22 protein-coding genes are annotated in these 24,415 nt (G+C 33.7%); 6 read left to right on the forward strand and 16 right to left on the reverse strand.

Going from position 1 to position 24,415, the window contains the following annotated elements; genetic code table 11:
• Nucleotides 1-82 precede the first annotated feature (82 nt).
• Both FLA105534_RS14790 and FLA105534_RS14795 read left to right on the forward strand, forming a co-directional pair.
• Nucleotides 83-856, forward strand: a complete 774-nt coding sequence (locus tag FLA105534_RS14790; protein WP_173966893.1) for a carboxypeptidase-like regulatory domain-containing protein — start codon at nt 83-85, stop codon at nt 854-856.
• Between the two features lie 189 nt (nt 857-1,045).
• Nucleotides 1,046-2,356: a TIGR00341 family protein gene (locus FLA105534_RS14795; RefSeq protein ID WP_173966894.1), complete on the forward strand. Its 1,311-nt coding sequence runs from the start codon at nt 1,046-1,048 to the stop codon at nt 2,354-2,356.
• Between the two features lie 249 nt (nt 2,357-2,605).
• Here the strand turns inward: FLA105534_RS14795 and FLA105534_RS14800 are convergent, their stop codons facing one another.
• A complete protein-coding gene (locus tag FLA105534_RS14800; protein ID WP_173966895.1) occupies nt 2,606-4,066 on the reverse strand; it encodes an aminoacyl-histidine dipeptidase in 1,461 nt (486 codons plus the stop codon).
• Between the two features lie 176 nt (nt 4,067-4,242).
• Here FLA105534_RS14800 and FLA105534_RS14805 point away from each other — a divergent pair, with 176 nt between their 5' ends.
• From FLA105534_RS14805 to FLA105534_RS14815, 3 genes are all read left to right on the forward strand, one after another.
• A complete protein-coding gene (locus tag FLA105534_RS14805) occupies nt 4,243-5,304 on the forward strand; it encodes a DUF3810 domain-containing protein (protein ID WP_173966896.1) in 1,062 nt (353 codons plus the stop codon).
• Between the two features lie 187 nt (nt 5,305-5,491).
• Nucleotides 5,492-5,986 (forward strand): RNA polymerase sigma factor, encoded by a 495-nt coding sequence (locus tag FLA105534_RS14810; protein ID WP_089481356.1) that lies wholly within the window; start codon nt 5,492-5,494, stop codon nt 5,984-5,986.
• Between the two features lie 8 nt (nt 5,987-5,994).
• Nucleotides 5,995-6,639 (forward strand): hypothetical protein, encoded by a 645-nt coding sequence (locus tag FLA105534_RS14815; protein ID WP_173966897.1) that lies wholly within the window; start codon nt 5,995-5,997, stop codon nt 6,637-6,639.
• A gap of 95 nt (nt 6,640-6,734) precedes the next feature.
• On the opposite strand, the gene FLA105534_RS14820 is transcribed toward FLA105534_RS14815, so the two are convergent.
• On the reverse strand, nt 6,735-7,544 hold the full coding sequence (locus FLA105534_RS14820) for a lysophospholipid acyltransferase family protein (protein ID WP_173966898.1): 810 nt from the start codon (nt 7,542-7,544) through the stop codon (nt 6,735-6,737).
• 122 nt (nt 7,545-7,666) lie between these two features.
• Nucleotides 7,667-8,317 carry an NUDIX hydrolase gene (locus FLA105534_RS14825; protein ID WP_173966899.1) on the reverse strand — a complete coding sequence of 217 codons (651 nt, stop codon included), beginning with the start codon at nt 8,315-8,317 and terminating at the stop codon, nt 7,667-7,669.
• Between the two features lie 90 nt (nt 8,318-8,407).
• Here FLA105534_RS14825 and FLA105534_RS14830 point away from each other — a divergent pair, with 90 nt between their 5' ends.
• On the forward strand, nt 8,408-8,845 hold the full coding sequence (locus FLA105534_RS14830; protein ID WP_173966900.1) for a DUF4268 domain-containing protein: 438 nt from the start codon (nt 8,408-8,410) through the stop codon (nt 8,843-8,845).
• A gap of 159 nt (nt 8,846-9,004) precedes the next feature.
• Here FLA105534_RS14830 and FLA105534_RS14835 read toward each other — a convergent pair whose 3' ends face one another.
• From FLA105534_RS14835 to FLA105534_RS14895, 13 genes are all read right to left on the reverse strand, one after another.
• Entirely contained in the window at nt 9,005-9,415 is a 411-nt protein-coding gene (locus FLA105534_RS14835; RefSeq protein WP_173966901.1) for a hypothetical protein, read from the reverse strand.
• Nucleotides 9,416-9,436: 21 nt separating this feature from the next.
• Nucleotides 9,437-10,381 (reverse strand): NAD(P)H-dependent flavin oxidoreductase, encoded by a 945-nt coding sequence (locus tag FLA105534_RS14840; RefSeq protein ID WP_173966902.1) that lies wholly within the window; start codon nt 10,379-10,381, stop codon nt 9,437-9,439.
• 12 nt (nt 10,382-10,393) lie between these two features.
• Nucleotides 10,394-11,995, reverse strand: coding sequence for a S8 family serine peptidase (locus FLA105534_RS14845; protein ID WP_173966903.1), 1,602 nt, complete (start codon nt 11,993-11,995; stop codon nt 10,394-10,396).
• Between the two features lie 44 nt (nt 11,996-12,039).
• Nucleotides 12,040-13,227: a tRNA 2-thiouridine(34) synthase MnmA gene (gene mnmA / locus FLA105534_RS14850; protein WP_173966904.1), complete on the reverse strand. Its 1,188-nt coding sequence runs from the start codon at nt 13,225-13,227 to the stop codon at nt 12,040-12,042.
• 208 nt (nt 13,228-13,435) lie between these two features.
• Nucleotides 13,436-14,152, reverse strand: a complete 717-nt coding sequence (locus FLA105534_RS14855; protein WP_173966926.1) for a toxin-antitoxin system YwqK family antitoxin — start codon at nt 14,150-14,152, stop codon at nt 13,436-13,438.
• A 99-nt stretch (nt 14,153-14,251) separates the two neighbouring features.
• Nucleotides 14,252-16,162: a membrane protein insertase YidC gene (gene yidC, locus FLA105534_RS14860; RefSeq protein WP_173966905.1), complete on the reverse strand. Its 1,911-nt coding sequence runs from the start codon at nt 16,160-16,162 to the stop codon at nt 14,252-14,254.
• Between the two features lie 81 nt (nt 16,163-16,243).
• Entirely contained in the window at nt 16,244-17,857 is a 1,614-nt protein-coding gene (locus FLA105534_RS14865; RefSeq protein WP_173966906.1) for a CTP synthase, read from the reverse strand.
• A gap of 333 nt (nt 17,858-18,190) precedes the next feature.
• Complete coding sequence (locus tag FLA105534_RS14870) at nt 18,191-18,520, reverse strand: hypothetical protein (protein WP_173966907.1); 330 nt, start codon at nt 18,518-18,520, stop codon at nt 18,191-18,193.
• 270 nt (nt 18,521-18,790) lie between these two features.
• On the reverse strand, nt 18,791-20,116 hold the full coding sequence (locus tag FLA105534_RS14875; protein ID WP_173966908.1) for an HlyD family secretion protein: 1,326 nt from the start codon (nt 20,114-20,116) through the stop codon (nt 18,791-18,793).
• A complete protein-coding gene (locus FLA105534_RS14880; RefSeq protein WP_217427705.1) occupies nt 20,109-22,295 on the reverse strand; it encodes a peptidase domain-containing ABC transporter in 2,187 nt (728 codons plus the stop codon). The genes FLA105534_RS14875 and FLA105534_RS14880 overlap by 8 nt, the downstream gene beginning before the upstream one ends.
• A gap of 15 nt (nt 22,296-22,310) precedes the next feature.
• The gene (locus FLA105534_RS14885) at nt 22,311-22,985 is read right to left on the reverse strand and encodes a tetratricopeptide repeat protein (RefSeq protein ID WP_173966909.1); all 675 of its coding nucleotides are present in this window, start codon (nt 22,983-22,985) and stop codon (nt 22,311-22,313) included.
• Nucleotides 22,986-23,001: 16 nt separating this feature from the next.
• The gene (locus FLA105534_RS14890) at nt 23,002-23,508 is read right to left on the reverse strand and encodes a hypothetical protein (protein ID WP_173966910.1); all 507 of its coding nucleotides are present in this window, start codon (nt 23,506-23,508) and stop codon (nt 23,002-23,004) included.
• 50 nt (nt 23,509-23,558) lie between these two features.
• Nucleotides 23,559-24,401, reverse strand: coding sequence for a DUF6625 family protein (locus tag FLA105534_RS14895; protein ID WP_173966911.1), 843 nt, complete (start codon nt 24,399-24,401; stop codon nt 23,559-23,561).
• Nucleotides 24,402-24,415: the final 14 nt, after the last annotated feature.

Consider the following 24,415-nt stretch of genomic DNA (forward strand, 5'->3'; position numbering starts at 1 on the left):
TTGTTAATTTTCTTATAATTATATTCCAAGACTGCGAAATATTTAATCCTGATTTACTACTTTTAGTGCTTTAAATCAGGATATGAAATATTTCGCAGTTTTCTTTTTTACACTATTATCAGCCGTTGGTTTCGCACAAGACGCCGAGTCTACAGCACCACAAAGAGTTTCAGGTTATGTAATCAATGACAATACCAAACAACCTCTTCCTAACGTAAACATCATCAATACAAACAAAGTACGTGGCGCAAAGTCTGATGCCAAAGGGTATTTTGAAATTGATGTTCAGCTTAATGACACCATTCACTTCTCGATTTTAGGTTTTCAATCTCTAAGAATCAGGGTAACCAATGACTGGATTAAAAACAAAGTAACCCGCATACAGCTTACCGAAAAAGCAATTGCACTGGAAGAAGTAATTATTACTCCTTTTAAACTAACCGGCTACCTTGAAGTAGATTCGAAATTAATTCCAACTAAAGAAAATTATCGTTACAGTATTTCAGGCCTAACACAAGGTTACGAAGCAGGCGAATACTCCCCAAATGCTTTTGGAAAAGTACTGGGCTCTATTTTTAATCCCGCCGATATGCTTTACAATTTCTTTGGAAAAAACGGAAAAGAACTCAAGAAACTGAAAGAAATGCGAAAGGATGATACCGTTCGCAATCTGTTAGAATCAAAATACGATCGTGAAACAGTCTCCGTACTTTTAGGTGTCAGTAAAGACGAAATCCCTGAAATCCTGCAACGCTGCAACTATTCAGACTCCTTTATACAAACCGCAAATGATTTACAGATTATGGACGCTATTAGCGGATGTTACGAACAATATAAAGTACTCAAAAGGAATTAAAAAACTACTCTTAACTCAAAATCCTCAATTTTTAAAATTGAGGATTTTTTTATTCTACAAGCTTATAACTTAATCTTTATTTAATACACTTTCTTCAAAAATTGAAGGTTTTGATTGTTTTTTTGAGTAAATTAGACATCTTACTACTCTTGAGAATTCCGTTTCCAAAAAAACAATACAACCAATACCATGACAGATATTACTCAAAAAATCCTAAATTTTATTGATCTTCAAAAAGGAGAAGAAAATAAAAAATCGGTAATCGAAAACATAACCAGTGCAGTATCATTTAGAGGATCCAACATCTGGATTCTTGCCTGCGCCATTATTATCGCTTCTGTAGGCTTAAATGTAAACTCTACAGCCGTAATTATAGGCGCCATGCTTATTTCGCCTTTAATGGGCCCTATTGTGGGTGCTGGTTTTGGTTTGGGAATGTATGATTTTGAGCTTCTGAAAAAATCAATGAAAAACCTGTTGATTGCAACAGTTGTGAGTTTAACTACCTCGGCCATTTATTTTTATATTAGCCCATTCAAAGAAGCACAATCTGAGTTATTAGCAAGAACTTCTCCTAATATTTACGACATTCTAATCGCATTTTTTGGTGGTTTAGTAGGTGTAATTGCCGTTACCAGAGTCGAAAAAGGAAACCCGATTCCAGGCGTAGCTATTGCAACTGCCCTTATGCCGCCCCTTTGTACAGCCGGTTATGGACTTGCACTTGGAAATTACACTTACTTTTTTGGTGCGCTTTATCTTTATACGATCAACTGTGTATTTATCTGCATTGCAACTTTTGTGATCGTAAAATTCTTAAACTATCCCGTTACAAAACAACTGGATTTGCAACAGCAAAAAAGAGTGAAATACGGCATTACACTACTCATTCTGCTATTAATTATACCGAGTATCTATTTTGCCTATCAATTATATATCCAAAAAAGCTACACTTCCCGAACTGAAATTTTTATACAAAAAGAATTCCTAGATAAAGACTATCCTATTATTTATAAGAAAATCAAATACAATACTAACCCCAGAAGAATTGAACTGGCTTTTTTAGCCAAAAAATTTGATGACAATAAAATTATCAACCTTAATAAAAAACTGACTGGTTACGATTTGCCCAATACTAAATTAATTATCAGACAAGACACTGTTAATTTAAGAAAAGACATTATGAATCAAATCAACAACAATCAAAGTGTAGTCGACCAAAAAGACATCTTAATCAACAATCTCCGAAGTCAATTAGAGCAATATCAATTTAACACTGCTCAGATCAATAACGAAGCTAAAATACTTTTTCCTGCAATTAGTTCTTTAAAAATTGGAAATTACAATGTTCAGGAAGAACCCAATAAATCAAAAATAATCCCTGTAGTCCTTTTTCAAAGTAAGAAAAAAGTTGATTCAGAAACCAAACAAAAAATGAAATTGTGGCTAAAAGAAAGACTTACCAAGGACTCTGTTGAAGTATATCAGCAAAATAATTAATAAGTAATAAAAATAGTTCTTACATTTATCAATATATCAATCAAATAACTAAAGTAAAAAATTATGTCAAAAGGTCAGGATGCTAAGAAAACAGCAAAAAAAGAACCGTTAAAAACGGCTAAAGAGAAAAAAGAAGAAAAGAGAGAAAAGAAAAACGCTCCTAAGAGAGATTAATTTTTAGTCACAGTTTACAGTCTCAGTCTACAGTTCTTTAAAACTGAATACTGAGACTGCGACTGAATACTAATATTATTTAACCGGAATATTCGAAAGGATTTCCAATACAAATTTCCAGTACTTCTGTGCTGATGAAATACTTGCTCTCTCGTCAGGAGAATGCGCACCGTGGATTGTTGGCCCAAAAGAAATCATATCCATATCCGGATAATTTGTTCCTAAAATTCCACACTCTAAACCTGCATGACAAGCTACTACTTTTGGTTTTTCGTTATTTTGCTTTTCGTAGATCCCAACCAAGGTATCTAAGATTTCAGAATTTACGTTTGGGGTCCAACCCGGATAAGAACCAGAAAGTTCTACTTCACAACCTACTAACTCGAAAGCAGAACGTAAAGCGTTAGCCAAATCAAACTTTGAAGTTTCAACAGAAGAACGTGTTAAACAACCAATTGTTATTTCGCCATCTTTTACAATTACTCTAGCAATATTATTTGATGTTTCTACTAAATCATCCATATCAGCACTCATTCTGTAAACACCATTGTGAGCCGCATAAATTGCACGTATAATACCTTCCTGAACTCCTAAATCCATTACTTTCTCCGGTAAATCACATTTTACGATTTCAATAGATAAGTTCGGTTCAGTGGTTTTATATTCAGCCTTAATATCATTGATAATTTCCTGCATATCAAAAATATAGGCCTCATCAAACATTTCAGAAATAATTACTTTAGCGACACTTTCTCTGGGAATTGCATTTCTCAAACTTCCACCATTAATCTCCACTACCTGCAAACCGAAGTTTTCAAAAGCATCAAATAACAAACGGTTCATAATCTTATTAGCATTACCTAATCCTTTATGAATATCCATTCCCGAGTGACCTCCATTAAGCCCTTTTACAGTAATAATATGACCAACTGATCCTTCCGGAACCTCTTCTTCATTATAGGATCTTGTAGCCGTTACGTCAATTCCACCAGCGCAACCAATATCAATTTCGTCATCTTCTTCTGTATCTAAATTTAAAAGAATCTGTCCTTGCAGAATGCCTCCTTTAAGATTTAAAGCCCCAGTCATTCCCGTTTCTTCATCAATTGTAAATAAAGCTTCGATTGCCGGATGCGGAATATCTTTACTCTCCAAAATCGCCATAATTGTTGCTACTCCCAATCCGTTATCAGCACCAAGCGTAGTACCACGCGCACGAACCCAGTCACCATCCACATACATATCAATTCCTTGTGTATCGAAATCAAAAACAGTATCGGCATTTTTTTGGTGCACCATATCAAGATGTCCCTGCATTACAATTGCCTTACGGTTTTCCATTCCCGGAGTTGCCGGTTTTCTGATGATTACATTTCGAATTTCGTCTTCAAAAGTTTCTAAACCTAAGCTGTTTCCAAAGTTTTTCATAAATTCAATTACACGCTCTTCTTTCTTTGACGGACGTGGAACGGCATTTAAATCGGCAAACTTATTCCATAGTGCCTTTGGTTCCAGATTTCTTATTTCCTGACTCATTATATTTTGTTTGTAGTTTAACAATTAAGAGTTCCAAAGTTACAAAGTTTAAATGCTTTTTTCGTCAAAAATTTCACGAATTAGCACTAATCCCATCCGCAAAAAACAAATTCCGCAAAACGCTTCTTTTTTAGTTCTAATATTGTATTTATATTTACGTATCCAAATTTAAAATTGTGAAAAAAAAATACATCTTACCTCTATTTCTCCTTGTCCAGATTATCCTTTTAAAGATTCTCCCCTACTTTCCGGAATTCATCGAGCGCGTTTACAGTAATGGATTGTATTTAAAAATATCCCACTTGTCAAGAATACTTCTGGGCAAAATACCATTTTCTACTGGAGATATCATCTATTCTCTCTTGATTTTATTTTTGATCAGATGGATTTGGAAAACCCGCAAAACATGGAAACTCCAATGGAAAGACCATCTTTTAAAAGTTTTAAGTGTCTTCTCTATATTTTACTTTTTCTTCCACTTACTTTGGGCATTGAACTACTATAGAGAACCTCTTTTTGAAAAAATGAAGATCCACAAAGAATATACCGATGCTGAATTGCTGTCTTTTACAAAAAAGCTAATTATAAAAACTAACGAAATCCAATTTCAGATTACTAAAAACAATAATTCAAAGATTGTCTTCCCTTACTCTCAAAATGAGGCTTTCAAAATGAATTTAAACGGATACGAAAATCTTTCAAAAGAATATCCTTACTTCAAATATGAAATCCCCAGCGTTAAAAAATCGCTCTTTAGCCTACCGTTGACTTACATGGGTTTTGGCGGTTATTTAAATCCGTTCACCAATGAAGCACAAGTAAATGATCTATTGCCTATGTATAATTTCCCCGTAACGACTTGTCATGAAATGGCACATCAAATGGGTTATGCAAGCGAGAGTGAATGTAATTTTATTGGCGTACTGGCTTCTGTCAAAAATGATAATTTATATTACCAATATTCCGGTTACAGCTTTGCGCTAAGGTATTGTTTAGGAATCTGGCAGATCAAAAATGAAACTATTTTCAAACAATTAAAAAAACAAACACACCCTGGTATTTTAAAAAATTATCAGGAAAGTCAGGATTTCTGGAAACAATATGATACTTTTATCGATAAAGGCTTTCATCTTTTTTATGACAACTTTTTAAAGATAAACCATCAAAAAGATGGTTTGGAGGGTTATAGTAAATTTATAGATTTAATGGTGAATTATTACAAAACCAAAGAGTTATAACTTTTTATTGCCACAGCTTATTAAAATAAAAAAGGGTTTACTTTGGAGCTTATAATTAAAATGTAATATTTATAGAGTTATAATTTCAGATTCAAAAAGAAGAATTTATTTTAATTTCAATAAGCTTTTGCAGAAAAAAATAATTGTAAGCTGTAACAAAATAGCTTTCAGTACTACTAATAAATTTATGAGCGAAAATCTAGAACAATCATTTGTTGCGCAATTGCAGGCAAATCAGAATATAATCCACAAAATATGTAGATTATATACTGCCGGTGAAGACGCTCACAAAGATTTGTTTCAGGAAATCACCATTCAGCTCTGGAAAGCCTATCCAAAATTTAGAGGCGACAGCAAATTTTCGACCTGGACGTATCGTGTTGCCTTAAATACCGCCATTACCTTATACCGAAAAACTAAACGAACCGTATCAACCGTAGAATATGAAAGTCATCAGCATTTTATAAAAGATGTAGATTACAATTATGAAGAAGAAGAACAGATTAAATTGATGTACAAAGCCGTTTACCAACTTAATGACATCGAAAAAGCATTAGTTTTTATGTATTTAGAAGACAAAGATTATCAAGAAATAGCAGAAACCTTAGGAATCAGCGAAGTGAATGCTCGTGTGAAAATGAATAGAATTAAAGGGAAACTTAAAAAAATACTAAATCCTTAAAAATTATTATGAAAGAACTGGATTTATTAAAAAAAGACTGGCAAAAGAACTCGGATTCTTTTGAACAAATATCGGAAAAGGAAATCTACAAAATGATCCACAAAAAATCATCTTCGATCGTGAAGTGGATTTTAATTATTAGCATTTTAGAGGTTCTGTTTTGGACACTATCAAATTACTTTTCTAATGTAGACGCTGATCTAAAGAAAATGAATCATCCTGAGATCATACTATTTATGGACATTTTGATGTATTTTAATTATGTCGTGATTTTTGTTTTTATTTACTTTTTCTATAAAAACTACAAAACCATCACCACTACGGTTTCTACCAAATTATTAATGAGCAGTATATTAAAAACCCGAAAAACGGTTCAATATTACGTTTGGTATAATTTAGGCATGCTTGTGGTTTCATCTATACTAAGCTTTTTCATCGGATATGTTTACAATCCTGATATGTCGCTTATTAGAGAAAAACTAGCATTAAACGGAAAAGCGATGCTGTTTTCAATCGGTGCGATGGTATTACTTACCGTAGTACTTTTTGGAATGTTCTGGGGCATCTATAGATTGCTTTACGGAACCTTATTACGCAGGTTGTATACCAATTATAAAGAGTTAAAGAAAATTGATTTTGATGAGAGGCGTTGAGATACTAAGACTCAAAGAAACTAAGTTGCTAAGCTTATTTTGAAACTTGAAACCTGAAACAAAAAAAACAATCTAAAATCAGAAATCTAGAATCCCTAATAATCCCATCTTCTCATTTTATTAAGTTCTTCCTCTACTTTAATTTCTTCAGCTGGAATAACTTTTAAAAAAGAAGGATGCTGCTCAATTGCATATTCTACTTTTTCAACGATTTCTTCAATGGTATCGTTTTCATAATCAATATCAAGAGGTTCTTTGATGATAAAAGATTGTAAGATTCCTTTCTTCTTCATTCTCAATCCCTTTTTATCAAATGAACGACGGAAACCGTCTATAACGATAGGAATTACAATAGGTTTGTGCTGTTTTATGATATGTGCCGTTCCTTTACGAACAGGCTTGAACGATTTGGTTGTTCCTTGCGGAAAGGTAATTACCCAGCCGTCTTCAAGTGCAATTCTGATATTTTCAGTATCATTTGGATTAACATCACGTTTTTCTGTAACATCGACACCTTTTGCACGCCAGGTTCTCTCAACAGTAATAGCTCCAACATAGGCCAGGATTCTTGGCAATAAACCGGCTTGCATAGTTTCTTTGGCAGCAACATAATAAATATTCATCTTCGGCTGCCATAAATAACCAATATTCTTAATCGTATCCTGACGTCCGCTTAAACTTGCGTTAAACACATGAAACATGGCTACAACATCAGCAAAATAGGTCTGGTGATTTGATATAAACAAAACATTTGTATCTGGCAATGTCTTAATGATCTCAGATCCTTCAATCTGCAATTCATTAAAACCTCTATATCTTCGGTGAGTCATGGCACCCAAAATACGGATCAACCATTTCTTGATGAATAATATATGTCCAAAAGGATTTCGTTTAAACAATCCCATAGCTGTCAAGTGTTTTTTTTTGTTAGGACGCAAACATACAAAAATTATTCTTTTAGCGATACCATAAAACAATTTCAGCAAAAACTGTTATAATTATGAATATCAAATTGTTATTTTTTCTTTTATACTTTGTTGTCAAAAGTTATTTTTAAAACATCTCTCAATTCACTCAATATCATAGCTGTCGCCCCCCAAACAATATGATTTTGAATATTAAATGCCGGAACTAAAGCATTATTGGCATAAGAAGTTGATAATGTGACTTCGATAACAATTTCGTCGTTGAGAAAAACCGAAAGCGGTAATTCTATCACATCAGCTACTTCCCTTATATCCGGATAAAACAAAAGCTCTTCTTTGGAAATTCCCAAAAAAGGATGCACTAAAAAGTTACTTGGCGGAATGTACATAGGAGTAAACTGCTTGATTACCCTTATTTTTTCAGGCGCGACACCTACTTCTTCGTGGGTTTCCCGTAAGGCCGTCTCTTCATAATCAGCATCAGTTGTTTCATATTTCCCACCAGGGAATGCAATTTGCGACGAATGAACTCCATTATAAGCATTTCGGACGATTAGTACCAGGTGAGTTTTCCCTTTTTTGGGATAAAACAACATCATGACCGCTGCAATACGCGGATTTTTATTTTTTAAATCAAGATTCTTTAAGGCTTCGAGGCGTTCTTTTGGAGCCATTTTGATATGTGCTGACTCCGCCGGTAGTACTACTGGAATTAAATCAGGAACATATTGCAAAAAATCTTGAAAATCCATAAGCAAAGTTTATTTTTGTACTTTTAAATAAAATATAAATATAGTCCAGAAAACGCGGTTCTACAAGTTTTCTAAAATCAAGTCCTAAAAATGTACAGTAAAGAAGAATCACAAAAGATAAAAAGAGAATTCTGGGTGGCATTCGCCGAAAAACACCCTCGCAAATGGGTACTTTATGATACCAAAATTAAAGATTTCTCTTTTAAATTTTATGTTGATAATAAAAAAGCACAGGTTTTAATTGATGTTGAACACCGAAGTGATGAAAAACGAAATGCCTATTTTGAAAAAATTGAAGCGTTGAAAAATATTCTGGAAGAAGAATTCATTAAAGATTTGGTTTTCGAAAAAAACTACACGCTTGAAAGTGGCAAAACTATAAGCCGAATATGGATCGAAAAATCCGGAGTTGGTTTTAGCAACCGAAACAACTGGGACGCTATTTTTGATTTCTTCAATGAAAACATGCATGCTCTTGAGATGTTTTATCTGGAGTACGACGAGTTTATTAAAGATATTGAGTCTTAAAAAAGAGGTTTAGATGCAAAGGTACGGAGATTCTAAGATACTGAATCTGAAAATAAAAAATCCTGAATTTGATAATTCAGGATTTTTTTGCTCATTTCACACTACTAATCAAACAAAGCAATACATCTTTACACCTTTGTAGCTTTGTAACTCAGAACCTCAGACACTAAAAATATTATACACAATAATACGGTCGTCGTAGTTAATATAAAGCTGTTTACGGAAATCTTGTTTTTTTCGGGTGATGATTGATAGCTTGCAAGCTACACCATCATTGTCTTTACACATAAAAGAATACACAATATCGGTATCATTTTCTTCGCGTTCGATATAATCTAAAATACTAAAAAGCTGAATTTCCTGTGAATAAACAACAATTCTGTGTTTATTGGTGTCCAGAATTACAGACAAATTGACCAAATCAAGATTAGACCATTCTCCCCATTTCCCTTTTTCATTTTTTTCCAGAACACTAAAACCTGAAGTTTTAAATTGATAAGACTGACTATAAGTTTGCTGTAAACCAAGTCCAAAAAAAAGTAAAAATATAAAAGTGCGTATAGAATTCATATTGTATTTCTTGCGGGTAATTTAGAATTCAAATTTAGCCTTTTCCTTGCAGGCAGCTTCAAAATCGGACATCATTTGTTGAATAATTTGCTCTACCGGTAAAATTTCATGAATTAATCCCGCGATTTGACCTATTTCAAGTTCGCCTTCTTCAAGATCTCCTTCAAACATTCCTTTTTTAGCTCTTGCTCTTCCTAAGAGCTGTACTAAATCTTCTTTTGAAGGACATTTTTCATATAATTCCTGAACATCCTGATAGAATTTGTTCTTAACCAATCGAACCGGAGCCAGTTCTTTCAGTGTCAATTGTGTATCCCCTTCTTTAACTTTAACAATAGTTTCTTTGAAATTATCATGTGCCGAAGATTCTACTGAAGCAGCAAAACGACTTCCCACCTGAACACCATCGGCACCCAAAATCATGGTAGCCAACATCCCCCTACCCGTCGCAATTCCTCCGGCAGCAATAACCGGGATCTGAATTTTCTCTTTAACCATTGGGATTAAAGTTAGGGTAGTCGTTTCATCACGTCCATTGTGTCCTCCTGCCTCAAATCCTTCCGCTACAATAGCATCAACTCCGGCCTCTTGCGCTTTCAAGGCAAAAACACTACTACTTACTACGTGCACTACTGTGATTCCTTTTTCTTTTAAAAAAGAAGTCCATGTTTTTGGATTTCCGGCGGAAGTAAAAACGATTTTCACGCCTTCTTCAACCACAATATTCATAATTTCTTCAATATTTGGATATAACATCGGAATATTAACTCCAAAAGGTTTGCTTGTTGCTTGCTGGCATTTCTGAATATGTTGGCGTAATACTTCGGGGTACATAGAACCCGCTCCAATTAATCCTAAACCTCCTGCATTACTTACTGCAGCTGCTAATTTATAACCACTATTCCAAATCATTCCTCCCTGAATAATTGGATATTTAATATTAAAAAGTTGTGTAATTCTGTTCATTCAAAAATGTAATTATTGTTTGATTATCTTTCCTGTTTTATGGAGACCATCTGCCTCAAAAGTATAAAAATAGAGTCCGCTTTTTAATGCTTCAACAGAAAGAATTGGATTTTGATTGGTAATTTGTTTTTCGATCAGCTTTTGTCCTAAAACAGAGTAAATGGAAACAAAAGCGGTATTGTTTTCAAACAAAAAGGAAACTGTTGTCTGGGTAGGATTTGGAAATACAGAAAAAACAGCATCTAATGACTGGAAATTTTCTACTCCTAAGGTGGCTCCAAAATTAGGAATTCCATAGCCGTAATTATTATTGGGCGCTGCATATCGATCTGAAGACTGCAAAATCATTTGCCGAATCTCTTTATTTGTTTTTGATGGAAAAGCCTGCCACAAACAAGCGATCATCCCTGCCATAATCGGACAGGAAAATGAAGTACCATTTATAGTTGTAATATTTCCTGCAGTATCCGACACAATAGCAGCGGTTCCCTGCGCCATAACTTCCGGTTTAATCCTTCCGTCAGAACTTGGACCAATCGAACTAAAACTAGATTTTACTTTTGAAGCTGTTACAGCACCAACAGTAATTACCGAAACAGCATCTGCCGGTCCGCCAATATGAGGCTCTGAGGTAGCCCCTTCATTTCCTGCTGAGGCCACAACAATTATTCCTTTACTAAAAGCCAGTTCAGCACCACGGGAGATAAAATTGGTCGTACCATTCATATCGCTATACGTATGACTATAATTGGCATTATCAAATTCAAAATACCCCAGAGAAGTTGTTATAATATCAGCCCCTACACGATCCGCTTCTTCTGCTGCTTCTACCCAATACGATTCTTCAACGGGATTTTCAGTAGGGTCATATTCTGTAATAAACAAATAATACGAAGCATCGGGAGCCGTACCCACTAAGGCGTTTTCTTTATAACCACCCATCGTCGAGAGCACCATTGTTCCGTGGCTGTCTCCTGAATAGAAATTGACATTTTTATTCACGAAATCATATCCTCCTAAAATCTGATTGTTGTCAATTAGCTTCTTAAAAGGTAAAGCTGTATTAACACCCGGAAAACCGGCATCTAAAACCGCAATTACTTTTCCTGAACCTGTTTTATTCTGTTGATGTAAAACTTGTCCGTTTAACATTTCTATCTGACCTGCCGAAGAACCGTAGGCATAATCAGTAGCTGATTTAAGCTTGTCTTTTACTTGAGATATCTTACTTTCAGTAACTTTTTTAGAAGTGGTATTTAAATTTTTATTGGCAAAAATCACTTTATCTACAAATGACAATAATTTAAGTGCCGAAATATCAGACTGAGTTCCCCGAATATGAAGTGCGTTCAACCATTTTGATTTTGCCATTACAGTTATTCCTGTACTAGATCTAATCTGACTGATATAAGAATCCTCTACAGGTGCATCGGTAACATCTAACACAATATTTTGATTGGCCCTTCGATCTAAAGCACGTTGTGTCAAAATTGAAAGAGGAGCATCTAAAGACGCTTGCGCATTTGGTTTATTTTTAAAATACACCCATGCATCTTCCTGCGAAAACATCGCAGAAGATAAAATCAATAATAAAAACACAAAATAATGCTTCATGATTACTTTTTTTAAAGGTGAAACCTCCGTAAAAAAGTATAAAGCTAAGAAATTACTCCCGAACCAACTAATTCATTTTCTAAATACCAGGCAACAAACTGACCTTCCGTGATAGCAGACTGAGGTTCTTCAAAACTAACGTACATTCCATCTTCAAACTGGTGCAAAGTTGCTTTCTGCAATGGCTGGCGGTAACGAATTCTTGCCATTACTTCCATTTTTTCACCGCTATTCAATTTCAAGTCTTCGCGAACCCAGTGTACTTCAGCGTTTCTAACAAACAATGCTTTTTTAAATAAACCAGGATGATTGCTTGTTAAACCGGTATAAATTGTATTAGTCTCAACATCCGTAGCAATTACAAATAAGGGATCTGTAGTACCACCAACATTTAGACCTTTTCTTTGTCCGTTTGTAAAATAATGTGCCCCCTGATGTTTGCCCATTACTTTACCCATTGTTGGAAGGTAATCCAGTTTTTGAGAATCGATTTTTAGTTCTTCTTCTAAAGAAATTCCTGTTGGTTTTTCAATAGTATAAATTGGGTCACTTTTGTCAATCTGAACAATAAGCCCTTCTTTAGGCTGTAATTTTTGCTGTAAAAATTCAGGTAAACGTACTTTCCCAATGAAACAAAGTCCTTGCGAATCTTTCTTCTCAGCAGTAACCAATTCCATTTCAGCAGCAATTTCGCGCACTTCCGGTTTTGTCAATGCACCAATTGGAAACAAAGCTTTAGATAATTGTTCCTGAGACAACTGGCATAAAAAATACGACTGATCTTTGTTAACATCATTTCCGGCAATCAATTGATAAACCGTTTTTCCATTCACTTCAATTTCGCTTTTTTGGCAGTAATGCCCGGTCGCAACATAATCGGCTCCAAGACTTAGAGCGATTTTCATAAAAACATCGAATTTAATTTCGCGATTACAAAGTACGTCAGGATTTGGAGTTCTTCCTTTTTCGTATTCGTTGAACATATAATCAACGATTTTTTCTTTGTATTCTTCGCTTAAATCGACCGTTTGAAACGGTATACCCAATTTTTCGGCTACTAATAATGCATCGTTGCTATCTTCTAACCACGGGCATTCATTAGAAATCGTAACTGAATCATCGTGCCAGTTTTTCATAAAAAGGCCAATAACTTCATATCCTTGCTGCTGCAATAAATAAGCCGCAACACTTGAATCTACTCCTCCGGAAAGTCCAACAACTACACGTTTCATTCTAAATCGTTTATATTTTTACAAGGCTGCAAAGATAAGCCCTATTTTTGATAATTACTGAAGTTTTAATTAGTTTATGCAATGCCATTGTAGACAAAACTTATTGCCTTTGTTACAAGCTTTCTGATCTAATAAATTGACTACCCAGAAATCTAACTTCACACATTAAAAAAATCTATTTTCCCAAAGGATACATTTATTCTCAGACCTACTCCGTCTTTGGTTTTGAATCTGCCTGATAACTACTTTTAGGATCACTCATGTTCACTTCTTTGGTCAATTTTCCTTTTAAGTAGAATTGCCACATTCCTGCCTTTTTTCCTCTTAGAAACTTTCCTTTAGATGCTACAACACCGTCCGAATCGTAAAAAACAGCATCATCATTGTATTCATTATTCTTAAATGTACTTTGCTCCAAAAGAATTCCGTTTTGCCCGTACTTTTTATAAACACCATCTTTCAGACCATCTTTGTAATTCATTTCTTCGGCTATTTTAGAATCCGGATAATAAACTGTTCTTACTCCTTCCAGTTTTCCGTCTTTATATTTCTCAAGCGTCATAAGGGCTTTTGAAGCTTTATGGTAATACTTCCAGTCGCCTTCTCTCGATTTGCCGATTTCTTTTCCTTCACTCACTTTATTCTTGTTCTGATCATAAAAAATGGTATACGAACTTCCGTCATTAGTCGTAAAATCACGAGTTGCGATAACATCTCCTTTTTTGGTATCATCAAAAAATTTAAAAACACCGGTTTCTTTTCCGTGATTAAAAGTACCTTCATAACGAGGTCGCTTAGAAACTTCATAAGTTCCTTTCCAAATCCCGTCTTTTTTGCCACTGGAATCTGATTTATTAACCTCTTGCGCTAACGCAAAAACGGTATTTAAAAAAAGTAATCCGACTAATATTTTTTTACAAATCATATCTTTTATATTCAATTTTAAACTTTAACGATTCTGATTTTGATAAAGTATATTTTAGGTATAAAAAAATCCCGATGAATCGAGATTTTTTTACTATTGTTATTTATTTTTTTTCTGAGCTTTCGCAGCTTCCTGCTGTTCCATTACTTCCTGAAGACGTTGTTGAAACTTACTTTGCTTTTTAGGCTCTTTTAATTTATTTTCCTGAATCTGAGCGTGAATTTTATCACTATCAACAATGTAATTTTTAATTACGTACATAATTCCAATGGTAATTAAGTTCGAAATAAAGTTATACAAACTCAATCCGGCACCATAGCTATTGAAGAAAATTAACATCATTAATGGCGACACATAAATCATGATTTTCATCATTTTTGCCATATCCGGCATACCTTCTTGTTGAGGCGCTGCCATTTGCTGGTCTCCAGATGTCATTTTCATGTAGAAGAAAATCGCAATTGCTGCCAAAATTGGGAACAAACTGATATGGTCTCCGTACAAAGGAATATGGAATGGTAATTTTACAACAGCATCAAAAGAAGATAAATCGTCTGCCCAAAGGAAACTTTTCTGTCTTAATTCAAAAGCTGCAGGAAAGAACTGGAATGAAGCATACATAAAAGGAAGCTGAATCAATGCCGGAATACACCCTGCCATTGGGTTTACTCCTGCTTTATTGTACAGTTTCATGGTTTCCTGTTGTTTCTTCATTGGGTCTTTTTTGAATTTTTCTCCCAATTCTGTAATCTCAGGACGTAAAACTTTCATTTTAGCCTGCGAAAGGAACGACTTGTAAGTAATTGGCGACATCGCCAATTTTATAATAATTGTAAAGATGATAATCGCAATTCCTAATGACAATCCAATCGTTGAACTTAAAAATCCGAATAATGGAATAAAGATAAGCTTGTTAATCCATCCAAAAATCCCCCATCCTAATGGGATAATTTTTTCAAAGTTTTTATCGTATGATTTTAATACTTTATAATCAGCCGGTCCAAAATATAAGCTCATTTTATAATCTAATTCTCCATTAGAAAAAGCCAAAGGAACTGTTGCTTTAAATTGCTTAACAAAAGTAGTATCTATTTTTTCATCTTTTACCAATGCATCAGATTGCAATTTAGATTTTTCAAATGGTTTATCAGTCGCTAAAATAGCCGCAAAAAAGTGTTGCTTAAAAGCTACATAACTCACTTTTTCCGGAGTATCCTCTTTTCCTACACCGTCACTTACTGAACTGTATTTTTCGTCTCCATATTCATATTCGAGCTGCGCATAACGTTTTTCGATAGCAATACTTTTCTCATTTCTATACGATTTTAAATCCCAAACTAAATCTAATGGTTTAGAAGAATTTAATACCTTATTCAAACCTTGTGAACGAACATCAAAACCAATTAAATAATCATTTGGTTTCAATACATATTTATATTCCAAAAATTCATTAGCACCCGCTTTCAAACGCATAGTCAAAATTTGATCTTCACCGTTTTTAGTCAACGTTGGCTCAAAATAAAGATCTTTAGAATTTAAAGTTCTGTTATCAGTTGTTTGTAATTGAATGTTTAGATTAGAATTATTGTCTTTAATTAATTCAACTAATTTTTTGGAATCTTTCTCAAATCTTTCAAATCCTTTTAACGTAGCTTCTACTATAAATCCTCCTTTGTTGGCGATTTTTAGTTTAATCTTTTCGTTTTCAATAGTTGTAAAACCTTCTTTGGCAGAAGGAAGTGTAGCCGAATAAGCAAAACCACCTAATGTTTTTTGTAATTGCGCCAACTGAACTGTATCTCCCGGAGTTGCAGCAACAACCGGTAAAACAGCTGTTTTAGTTTTATCCGCTTTCGCTTGTGCTTCTTGTTTGGCAACTAGTTCTTTCTTTGCTTTTTCAGCAGCAATCTCTTTATCAGAAGGCTGATTTTGGTACATAATCCAAATCAAAATTCCAAATATCAATACAAAACCAATGATTGAATTAAGATCAAATTTTTTTTCTTCCATTATAGTTTAAAAAAGTTATTCGTTAAAAAGGTATTAGTGATGAGATCAACCCAAAAGTTACACTTTTCAGAATATTAATTATTATTTTTTATGCGCATTCACTGCAGCAGCCACAAAGTTTACAAAAATCGGATGTGGATTTGCTACTGTACTCTTGTATTCAGGATGGTATTGTACACCAATGAAAAATGGATGATTTTCAAGTTCTACAATTTCTACTAAACCTGTATCCGGGTTCACCCCTGAAGCTTTTAAACCTGCATTTTGCAGTTCGTCAGCATATTTATTATTGTATTCGTAACGGTGACGGTGACGCTCAGAAATTGTTTTTTGTCCGTAAATTCTATACGCAAGTGTGTCCGGTTTGATATCACATTTCCAGGCTCCTAAACGCATTGTTCCACCTTTATCAGTCACTGTTTTTTGCTCTTCCATCAAGTTCACTACCGGATGAGGCGTTTTGTCGTTCATTTCTGTAGAGTTTGCCTCTTTGTAACCTAAAATATTTCTTGAATATTCAATTACAGACATTTGCATTCCTAAACAAATTCCAAAAAACGGAATGTTATTTTCACGTACGTAACGTACGGCTTCGATTTTTCCTTCGATACCTCTTTCTCCAAATCCCGGAGCAACTAAAACTCCATCCAGACCTGCCAATTTTTCTTTGATATTTTCAGCATTAATGTGTTCTGAATGTATCGAAATTACATTTACTTTGGTTTCATTTGCAGCACCTGCATGAATGAACGCCTCTAAAATAGATTTGTAACAATCCTGCATTTCTACATATTTCCCAACCAAACCAATATTTACGGTGTGTTTTGGATTTTTTAATCGGCGTAAAAAAGTATTCCAGTTTTTAAGATCCGGTAATGCTTTCTTAGGCAAATCTAATTTTTTCAAAGCTACTACATCTAATCCTTCTTCAAGCATTAAATTTGGAACTTCATATATGGTTGAAGCATCAATTGACTGAATAACCGCTTCTTTTTTAACATTACAAAACAAAGCCAGTTTTTGACGTAATTCCTGAGACAATTCATGCTCGGTTCTACAAACCAAAATATCTGCTTTGATACCACTTTCCATCAACGTTTTCACGGAGTGTTGCGTTGGTTTTGTTTTCAACTCACCCGCAGCAGCCAAATATGGAACCAATGTTAAATGAATAACGATTCCGTTATTTTCACCCAACTCCCAAACTAACTGACGAACAGATTCTATATAAGGTAACGATTCAATATCACCAACAGTTCCACCAATTTCAGTAATTACAATGTCATAATCGCCGGATTTACCCAACAATTGCATTCTGTCTTTGATTTCGTTAGTAATATGAGGAACTACCTGAACTGTTTTTCCTAAAAACTCCCCTCTTCTTTCTTTTTCGATTACCGAAAGATAAACTCTTCCTGTTGTAACGTTATTCGCCTGAGAAGTTGGAACATTAAGAAAACGCTCGTAATGACCTAAATCTAAATCTGTTTCAGCACCATCATCCGTTACATAACATTCTCCGTGCTCGTATGGATTCAACGTACCAGGATCCACATTGATATACGGATCAAATTTCTGAATAGTTGTACGGTATCCTCTTCCTTGTAACAATTTTGCTAAAGATGCTGCGATAATACCTTTTCCTAATGAAGAAGTCACACCGCCTGTAACAAAAATATATTTTGTTTGATTCATTCTGTTGTTGTTTGTATTGTAGTTGTGTAAAAAACTTGGCAAAAGTACAAATTTAATTAGATAATTTATCAATTAGAGAATGAGATAATTTGCAAATTTTTAATTAGAACGATTACATGTTTCCGTAATCAATAATTTTAACTTTTAATTAGATCTTTATTTGAATAATACCTTATAATCGATACTAAATAATTCCTGTTAAAATGAAAAAATAAAATACACAGAAAAGCTGTGATTAGGGACACAATTCAAAATCAAAACTATCAGTTCGATTAAATAAGTATTATATTACCAATACTTATTTAAAGAATTTATATCGACTTTTTGTTTTTTTTAGTACATCATAGCAATTCCCATTAAAACCAAAAAGGGAAGTAAACCAACAAAATAAATTGAAACTATAATGATTCCTACTATTAAACCTGTCTTTGGAATTAATAAAGAGCTATTTCCCTTTTTTACCTGACATATACCAATTTTTCCAAAAATTATACCAAGAACCGCCAGAAAAAATGCTATCACAGCAAAAGGAATTGCGATATAAATACTTGCATTAAAAATGACAAAAAAAAGTACCAAAGAAAACCCAGCCGAAACTGACAATATCAGTGCAATAACACCTGTAAACTGACCAAAATTTGAGGCTTTAATGTTGTTTTCCATAAGTTTTTCATCTTAATTAGTACAAAAATAAAAAAACACTCAAGGGAACAATAACAAGTAGTTCAAAGTTATTAACAAACAAGCAAAAGGCTATTTCCTCTGATTTTAAAAATTCAAATCATCATACAAAAGCAAAAAAATATTATAATTCTAAAGCATTGATTTGTACACATTAAAAAAACAGGCTCAAATCCCTTAATCTCAATTTGCTTCCACAAACCACAATACCTAGTATTTCAATACTATACAAAATAATTAAAAAGAGGTTAATTATTTGAGTTTATACCTCAGGTTATCAAAGAATCGTTCAATCAATCGTCTGTCTTCGGTAATAATCTCAGCGGTTCCTTTTGCTTCGGCGTGAAAATTCAATTCAACTCCGTAATTCGTCTTTAATCCGTTAGGCAAGTCTATATCCACTAGATAAGAGCTAATTTTATTCTGATTGTCTGAAAGCGTCTGTTGATTGGTCACCAATGAAATTCTTCTAACCCTTCCTTTTATGGAGCCATATTCGTTAAAAGGATAATTGTTCAGTTTTACGATTACCCCTTGTCCGACTTTGACCTTTCCCGAACCATTTTCCGGTAAATTGACCTGACCAATCATTTGGTTGTTATTGGGTACAATCTTAAACAGTTCCTGTCCGGACTGAATATAATCGTTGTTTTTAAGAAAATTTAAAAAATCAACTTTGCCATTTATCGGTGCTACAAAAACATAAGTACGCTCCCATTTTTTAATAGCCTCAATTAAGTCATAATAGCTATTAAACAGGTTAATAATAATCTCACGCTCCTTGGTTGCTTTTTCGATAGCAATCACTTGAGCTTTATTCTGAGTTTCATTGATTTGGTAATCTGTAGTATTGATTTCTTTGTCGATTGCATTATAATCCAACTCGCTGTTCGCTTGTGCAATAATAGAATGTTCAATATCTGCTTTGGAAGTCACATCTTTCGTAAACAAAAGTGAATCTTTCCTGAAAAGACTTTTAGAAGTCGTGTATTTTACCTTTTGATTCTGGTAATCATTCTTTAACTGACTCCATTTTTTAATTTGAAGTCTCAATAATTTCTGATTTATTTCCTTTTGAACTTCATAAGGCTGTTGAACATTATAATCCAGATATTGATACAGTGAGTTTAAGTAACTGAAGTATTTGTTGCTCATTTCCCCCAGAGCTAAGTTTTCAGGAAAAAAATGTCGATGCTCTTTGTACGTAATATTTTGGATGTTTATTTTTCGAAGTATCTGATCCAGTAATTGAACATCTTTTAGGTTTGCTTCATTTTGTATGTAAGCAATATAGGTTCCTTTTTTTACTTCGGCTCCTGATTTATTCTGTACCAATATAATATTCCCCGCTATTGAGGATACAAGTTTAACTGGGGCCTGTCGTGTGTTGATTACAATTTGACCTGACAATACTGAAGGATATTTTATAAGCCATCCAAACAAAAATAAGAGCAGTGCCAGTCCTATGGCAATACGACTAATTGTTGTGCCAAATTTCGTTGGCATTTTTTCGATTATAGAAATAACCTCTTCTGTTCTATTTTCGTTGAGTGTCTTATGAAATCCTTTACTAGCCATTTACAGTATCTCCTATTTGCGTTTTTACCAATTGATAATAATGTCCGTTCTCTCGTGTCATCAGCATTTCATGATTTCCAATTTCAGTGATAAAACCATCTTTAAGTACTATAATCTGATCTGCTTTGCGGATTGTACTTAGTCGGTGTGCCACGACAATTACCGTCTTGTTTTTAAATATTTCTTCTAAGGCTGTTACAATCTTTTGTTCGTTAATAACATCCAAAGAATTGGTGGCCTCATCAAAAAACAAATAATCCGGATTTTTATAGAGGGCTCTTGCAATCAGCACTCGTTGCTTTTGTCCGCCACTCAACCCTCTTCCGTTTTCTCCCATCATGGTTTGATACCCCTTGGGCATGGCTTCAATCTCCGCAGCAATATTAGCCGCCGTTACTGCTTTCTTTAAACGTTCATAATCTACATTTTCATCATCCAGGACGATGTTATTTTGAATGGTGTCACTAAAAATCTTACCGTCTTGCATAACAGCGCCACAACTTTCTCTCCATTGTTTTAAATTAATATTCTGAATGTTAAGATTTCCCATGACCAATTCACCATGTGTAGGTTTGTACAATCTTAAAATAAGTTTTAGCAAAGTTGTCTTACCACTACCACTATCTCCTACAATTGCGGTTACTCTACCCTCAGGAATCATTAGTGAAATGTTGTTTAAAATATAATCACCATTCCGACTGTACTGAAAACTGACATTCCGTAAAAACAAACTTTTATCTTCCGGCAGCCTGATATTATTATTGACCTCATTTTCTTCCTCATTCTCCAATTCATGTATTTCATTCAATCTCAAAAAGCTAATTTTCGCATATTGAGCCGACTGTACAAAAGAGATAAACTGCATTATAGGGCCATTTAACATCCCGATTATGAACTGGGTAGAAATCATGATACCAAAAGTAATATCTCCCCTAATTACTGCTTTTGCACAATAGAACGTAATAATCAAATTGGTTAACTGATTGATAAACTGAGCTCCCAAGTTTTGTGCATTGGTGATGCGTAATATTTTTTGGTCTATTTTAAACAATTGTACCTGTAACGCTTCCCATTTCCACCTTTTTTGTTTCTCGTAATTATTGATTTTGATATCCTGAATACTTCCGATTGTTTCTACCCAATAACTCTGATTTTTGGTATGAACACCAAAATATTCCCAATCCAGTTTTTTCCTGAATTGGAGAAAAAACAAAACCCATAAAATAAATAATAGGCTTCCAACAACATAAATGAGACACAAAACCGGACTATACACAAACAGAATGATTCCAAAAATAAAAAAGGTTAAAATCGAAAATAAAAAATTGAGTGAGTTGTTCATGATAAAATCCCGAATTCGCTCATGATCCTGTGCTCTTTGAAGAATGTCACCAATTAGCTTATTTTCAAAAAACGTAATGGGCAGTTTCATTAGTTTAATCAGGTAATCGGAGATAAGAGAAATATTAATTCTTGAAGTAAGATGCAACAATATCCAATCGCGAATCATATTACTCAATAACATACTGACAATAATTGTAATGTTTGCTATTAAAACCAGGTCGATAAAATCCAAATCATTGGTTTGAATCCCCACATCGATAACTGCTTTAGAGATAAAAGGTAAAAAGGCCTGTAAAATGGTAACTATTAACATTACTACAAACAGGTTTATAAAGCTTTTTTTATAGGGTGTAAAATAGCCCAAAAAATTCTCTAAAGTCTTACGTCGTTCTAACTTATCATTTATGGAACGTTGTTTAAAATCCGCCATGGGCTCGATAGCCAAAACGGCTCCATTCTTTGACTTTTTTAGCCAGCCATGCTTAAAATCTTCATGAGAATATTTCACTAAGCCCTTTGCCGGATCTGAAACCCATACCAGATTTCGGGTTATTTTATACACTACAATAAAATGCCCTTCTTGCCAGTGTCCTATGCAAGGCAGGGGCAATGTTTGCAAGATCTCAAAGTCGACTTTAATACTCTTTGTTCGCAGACTTATGGCCTCACAAGCATCACTCAGGTCCAAAAAACTTACGCCTTCTCGTGTAATACCACACAAATCGCGCAAAAAAGGCAGACTATAAAACCTTCCGTAATATTTGGCTATTATTTTTACACAAGTCGGGCCACAATCTTTAGTATCGAGCTGAAACTCGTGCGGAAAGTTGAACATTTTAATTACTTTTTTTTATTTGGAATCAATAGGTAGTGCCCATTTATCCCATAAATCAACATTTACTCCTTTGTTTTTAGCCGAAACATAAATAACCATTGTATTAAAAATAGAATTGATTTCTTCTTTTATTTCCTTGACTTTCTTTTCATCTCCAGTAACTCCATTTATTTTAAGATCTAGTGAATCATTTGCAGTGATTTTAAACTGGATATATAAACGTCCTCTAAAGTTCTGTGTCAGGATTCGAGAATTTTTAAACTTACTTTTTAAGATATCAGAATATTTAGGGTTTATCTCATTATTCTCAAAAAACAAATATTCTTTGCCTTTATAAATAAATTTTGGTTTTTCTTCAACATCACTTAACGACATTATTGAACCATTCCTAAAATCAGGACAATTTTGTTTTATTAATGGTAAAACCTCTCCATCATTCAATAAATAAGCCTGATAGAAGTGCTCACAGGCATTATTCATCTCCCCAAGTTTCAGTTCTGATCCGGCAAGATTATACCAAAAATTTTGGTTTTTTGGATAAAGAATTGTTGCTTTGGTATAAATTTCTTTTGCCGCCAAGAAGTTATTATCTAAGTATGCTTTTTCTCCTTCAATGATTAATTCATCAATCGAATTAGTTTGTGAAAAACACATCTGAGCGACAAAAAGAAGTAAGTATTTTATTTTCATATTTCTTATTTAAAGATCATTTTACTCTTCTTAACAATCTATAATAAACAACATTTCCGGTTTGGGTTCCATCGTCTAATGTCATCATCAAATCTCCTTTTTTTGCTATTTCTTCTATATCTTTTGCAAAAATATTGGTTCCCCATATTTCCAGATAATTCTTAATTTCAGGATTATCAATAGTTACAAAAGAACCATTAACCTTATAATTAGGAACTCTGTTTTTTGAGAAAACCTTAAAAATAGTGCGCAATTCATTAGAGGAATGTTCTGTATTTTCATCACTCATCATTGAACTTATTTTTCCATCTTTTGAAAACTCAAACCATTGGTAAGGTTGTGGCCAAGGATTAATCTTGTTTATTTTAGGATTTGGCAACGGAATCATTTTCCAAAAACCAACAAGTTCATTTGCCGTCGCCGGTCCTCCTGCTGATGATTTTTTATTTCCGTCCTGAGCAACAACATTAAACGAAAGTAACAGCAAGTAAAACAGAGCGATATTCTTTTTAATTTGCGACATTTTTATTATTTGTTTTAGTTTTATATTTTTCTTTAATTCTCCCTAACAAATTATATCTCTTTAGCTTCCAGTATCTCAGTTTTTATAATACTGTATCGCATTGGCATAGGTCTTAACACACTTTGTAGTGCGCAGGAAGTTTTAAATTCCTTAAAATGGTAAAACATGATTTCTAAAAATCTATCATAAGTCAATACCCCTTTATTCCATTCAATATCTTTAGATATACCATCAATGTATAGAAAATTATAGTAGACTTTTATTTTGGATTCTCTCTCTTCTTTTTTAATTATATAGGTCATACTCTCTATTCGATTGTCTATCTCTAATATTGAAGTTCCCCTTTTTAATTCTTCGAAAAGAAAATTGCATTCCTCGAAACCAAAATATTCAGGATTAGTAAAAACCTTTTTATAATCTTTGCTTTTCATAAACAATCTATTGATATATTCTTTGTTTCTAAACAAACAAAACGAACCTGTTATATACTGTGGTCGGCTACTGATTATATCATATTTTAAAATTATATCAGGAAAGAAAGTTCGAATTGACCCAAAAACAATATCAATGTCATGGAAAGCCCAGAATTTATACTTTCTAATAATATCAGAAAACAAAAATCCATAGGCGGGTTTAAAATCACGTAATTTTGAGGGGGTATCAATGTTTATCTGAAAACCTAGCTTTTTATAGGCTAAAACTTTTATCTCATCAAGGATTCTGATAACGATTTTGACATTTTTAGGTTTGTTTTTGATTTCCTCCTGATTGTCAGTAATGATATAGAAATCAATAGTTGGATTAAAAGAGCAGGAATGTAAAAAATAAGGGAAGTACCAGGGGTATTCTCCATACCAACAGGTAATACATGCAATTGAAGCGGGTTTAAACATACAAATCATATAGT

The sequence above is a fragment of the Flavobacterium collinsii genome, assembly GCF_902804485.1.
Classification (GTDB): domain Bacteria; phylum Bacteroidota; class Bacteroidia; order Flavobacteriales; family Flavobacteriaceae; genus Flavobacterium; species Flavobacterium collinsii.

Coding starts and splice junctions, on each gene's coding strand:
- FLA105534_RS14855 (WP_173966926.1), bottom strand. CDS start 14,152: ATGATTTGTAAAAAAATATTAGTCGGATTACTTTTTTTAAATACCGTT.
- FLA105534_RS14865 (WP_173966906.1), bottom strand. CDS start 17,857: ATGAATCAAACAAAATATATTTTTGTTACAGGCGGTGTGACTTCTTCA.
- FLA105534_RS14840 (WP_173966902.1), bottom strand. CDS start 10,381: ATGAACAGAATTACACAACTTTTTAATATTAAATATCCAATTATTCAG.
- FLA105534_RS14885 (WP_173966909.1), bottom strand. CDS start 22,985: ATGAAAATAAAATACTTACTTCTTTTTGTCGCTCAGATGTGTTTTTCA.
- FLA105534_RS14870 (WP_173966907.1), bottom strand. CDS start 18,520: ATGGAAAACAACATTAAAGCCTCAAATTTTGGTCAGTTTACAGGTGTT.
- FLA105534_RS14890 (WP_173966910.1), bottom strand. CDS start 23,508: ATGTCGCAAATTAAAAAGAATATCGCTCTGTTTTACTTGCTGTTACTT.
- mnmA (WP_173966904.1), bottom strand. CDS start 13,227: ATGAAACGTGTAGTTGTTGGACTTTCCGGAGGAGTAGATTCAAGTGTT.
- FLA105534_RS14845 (WP_173966903.1), bottom strand. CDS start 11,995: ATGAAGCATTATTTTGTGTTTTTATTATTGATTTTATCTTCTGCGATG.
- FLA105534_RS14820 (WP_173966898.1), bottom strand. CDS start 7,544: ATGGGATTGTTTAAACGAAATCCTTTTGGACATATATTATTCATCAAG.
- FLA105534_RS14895 (WP_173966911.1), bottom strand. CDS start 24,401: ATGTTTAAACCCGCTTCAATTGCATGTATTACCTGTTGGTATGGAGAA.
- FLA105534_RS14830 (WP_173966900.1), top strand. CDS start 8,408: ATGTACAGTAAAGAAGAATCACAAAAGATAAAAAGAGAATTCTGGGTG.
- FLA105534_RS14795 (WP_173966894.1), top strand. CDS start 1,046: ATGACAGATATTACTCAAAAAATCCTAAATTTTATTGATCTTCAAAAA.
- FLA105534_RS14815 (WP_173966897.1), top strand. CDS start 5,995: ATGAAAGAACTGGATTTATTAAAAAAAGACTGGCAAAAGAACTCGGAT.
- FLA105534_RS14810 (WP_089481356.1), top strand. CDS start 5,492: ATGAGCGAAAATCTAGAACAATCATTTGTTGCGCAATTGCAGGCAAAT.
- FLA105534_RS14835 (WP_173966901.1), bottom strand. CDS start 9,415: ATGAATTCTATACGCACTTTTATATTTTTACTTTTTTTTGGACTTGGT.
- FLA105534_RS14880 (WP_217427705.1), bottom strand. CDS start 22,295: ATGTTCAACTTTCCGCACGAGTTTCAGCTCGATACTAAAGATTGTGGC.
- FLA105534_RS14875 (WP_173966908.1), bottom strand. CDS start 20,116: ATGGCTAGTAAAGGATTTCATAAGACACTCAACGAAAATAGAACAGAA.
- FLA105534_RS14825 (WP_173966899.1), bottom strand. CDS start 8,317: ATGGATTTTCAAGATTTTTTGCAATATGTTCCTGATTTAATTCCAGTA.
- FLA105534_RS14800 (WP_173966895.1), bottom strand. CDS start 4,066: ATGAGTCAGGAAATAAGAAATCTGGAACCAAAGGCACTATGGAATAAG.
- yidC (WP_173966905.1), bottom strand. CDS start 16,162: ATGGAAGAAAAAAAATTTGATCTTAATTCAATCATTGGTTTTGTATTG.
- FLA105534_RS14790 (WP_173966893.1), top strand. CDS start 83: ATGAAATATTTCGCAGTTTTCTTTTTTACACTATTATCAGCCGTTGGT.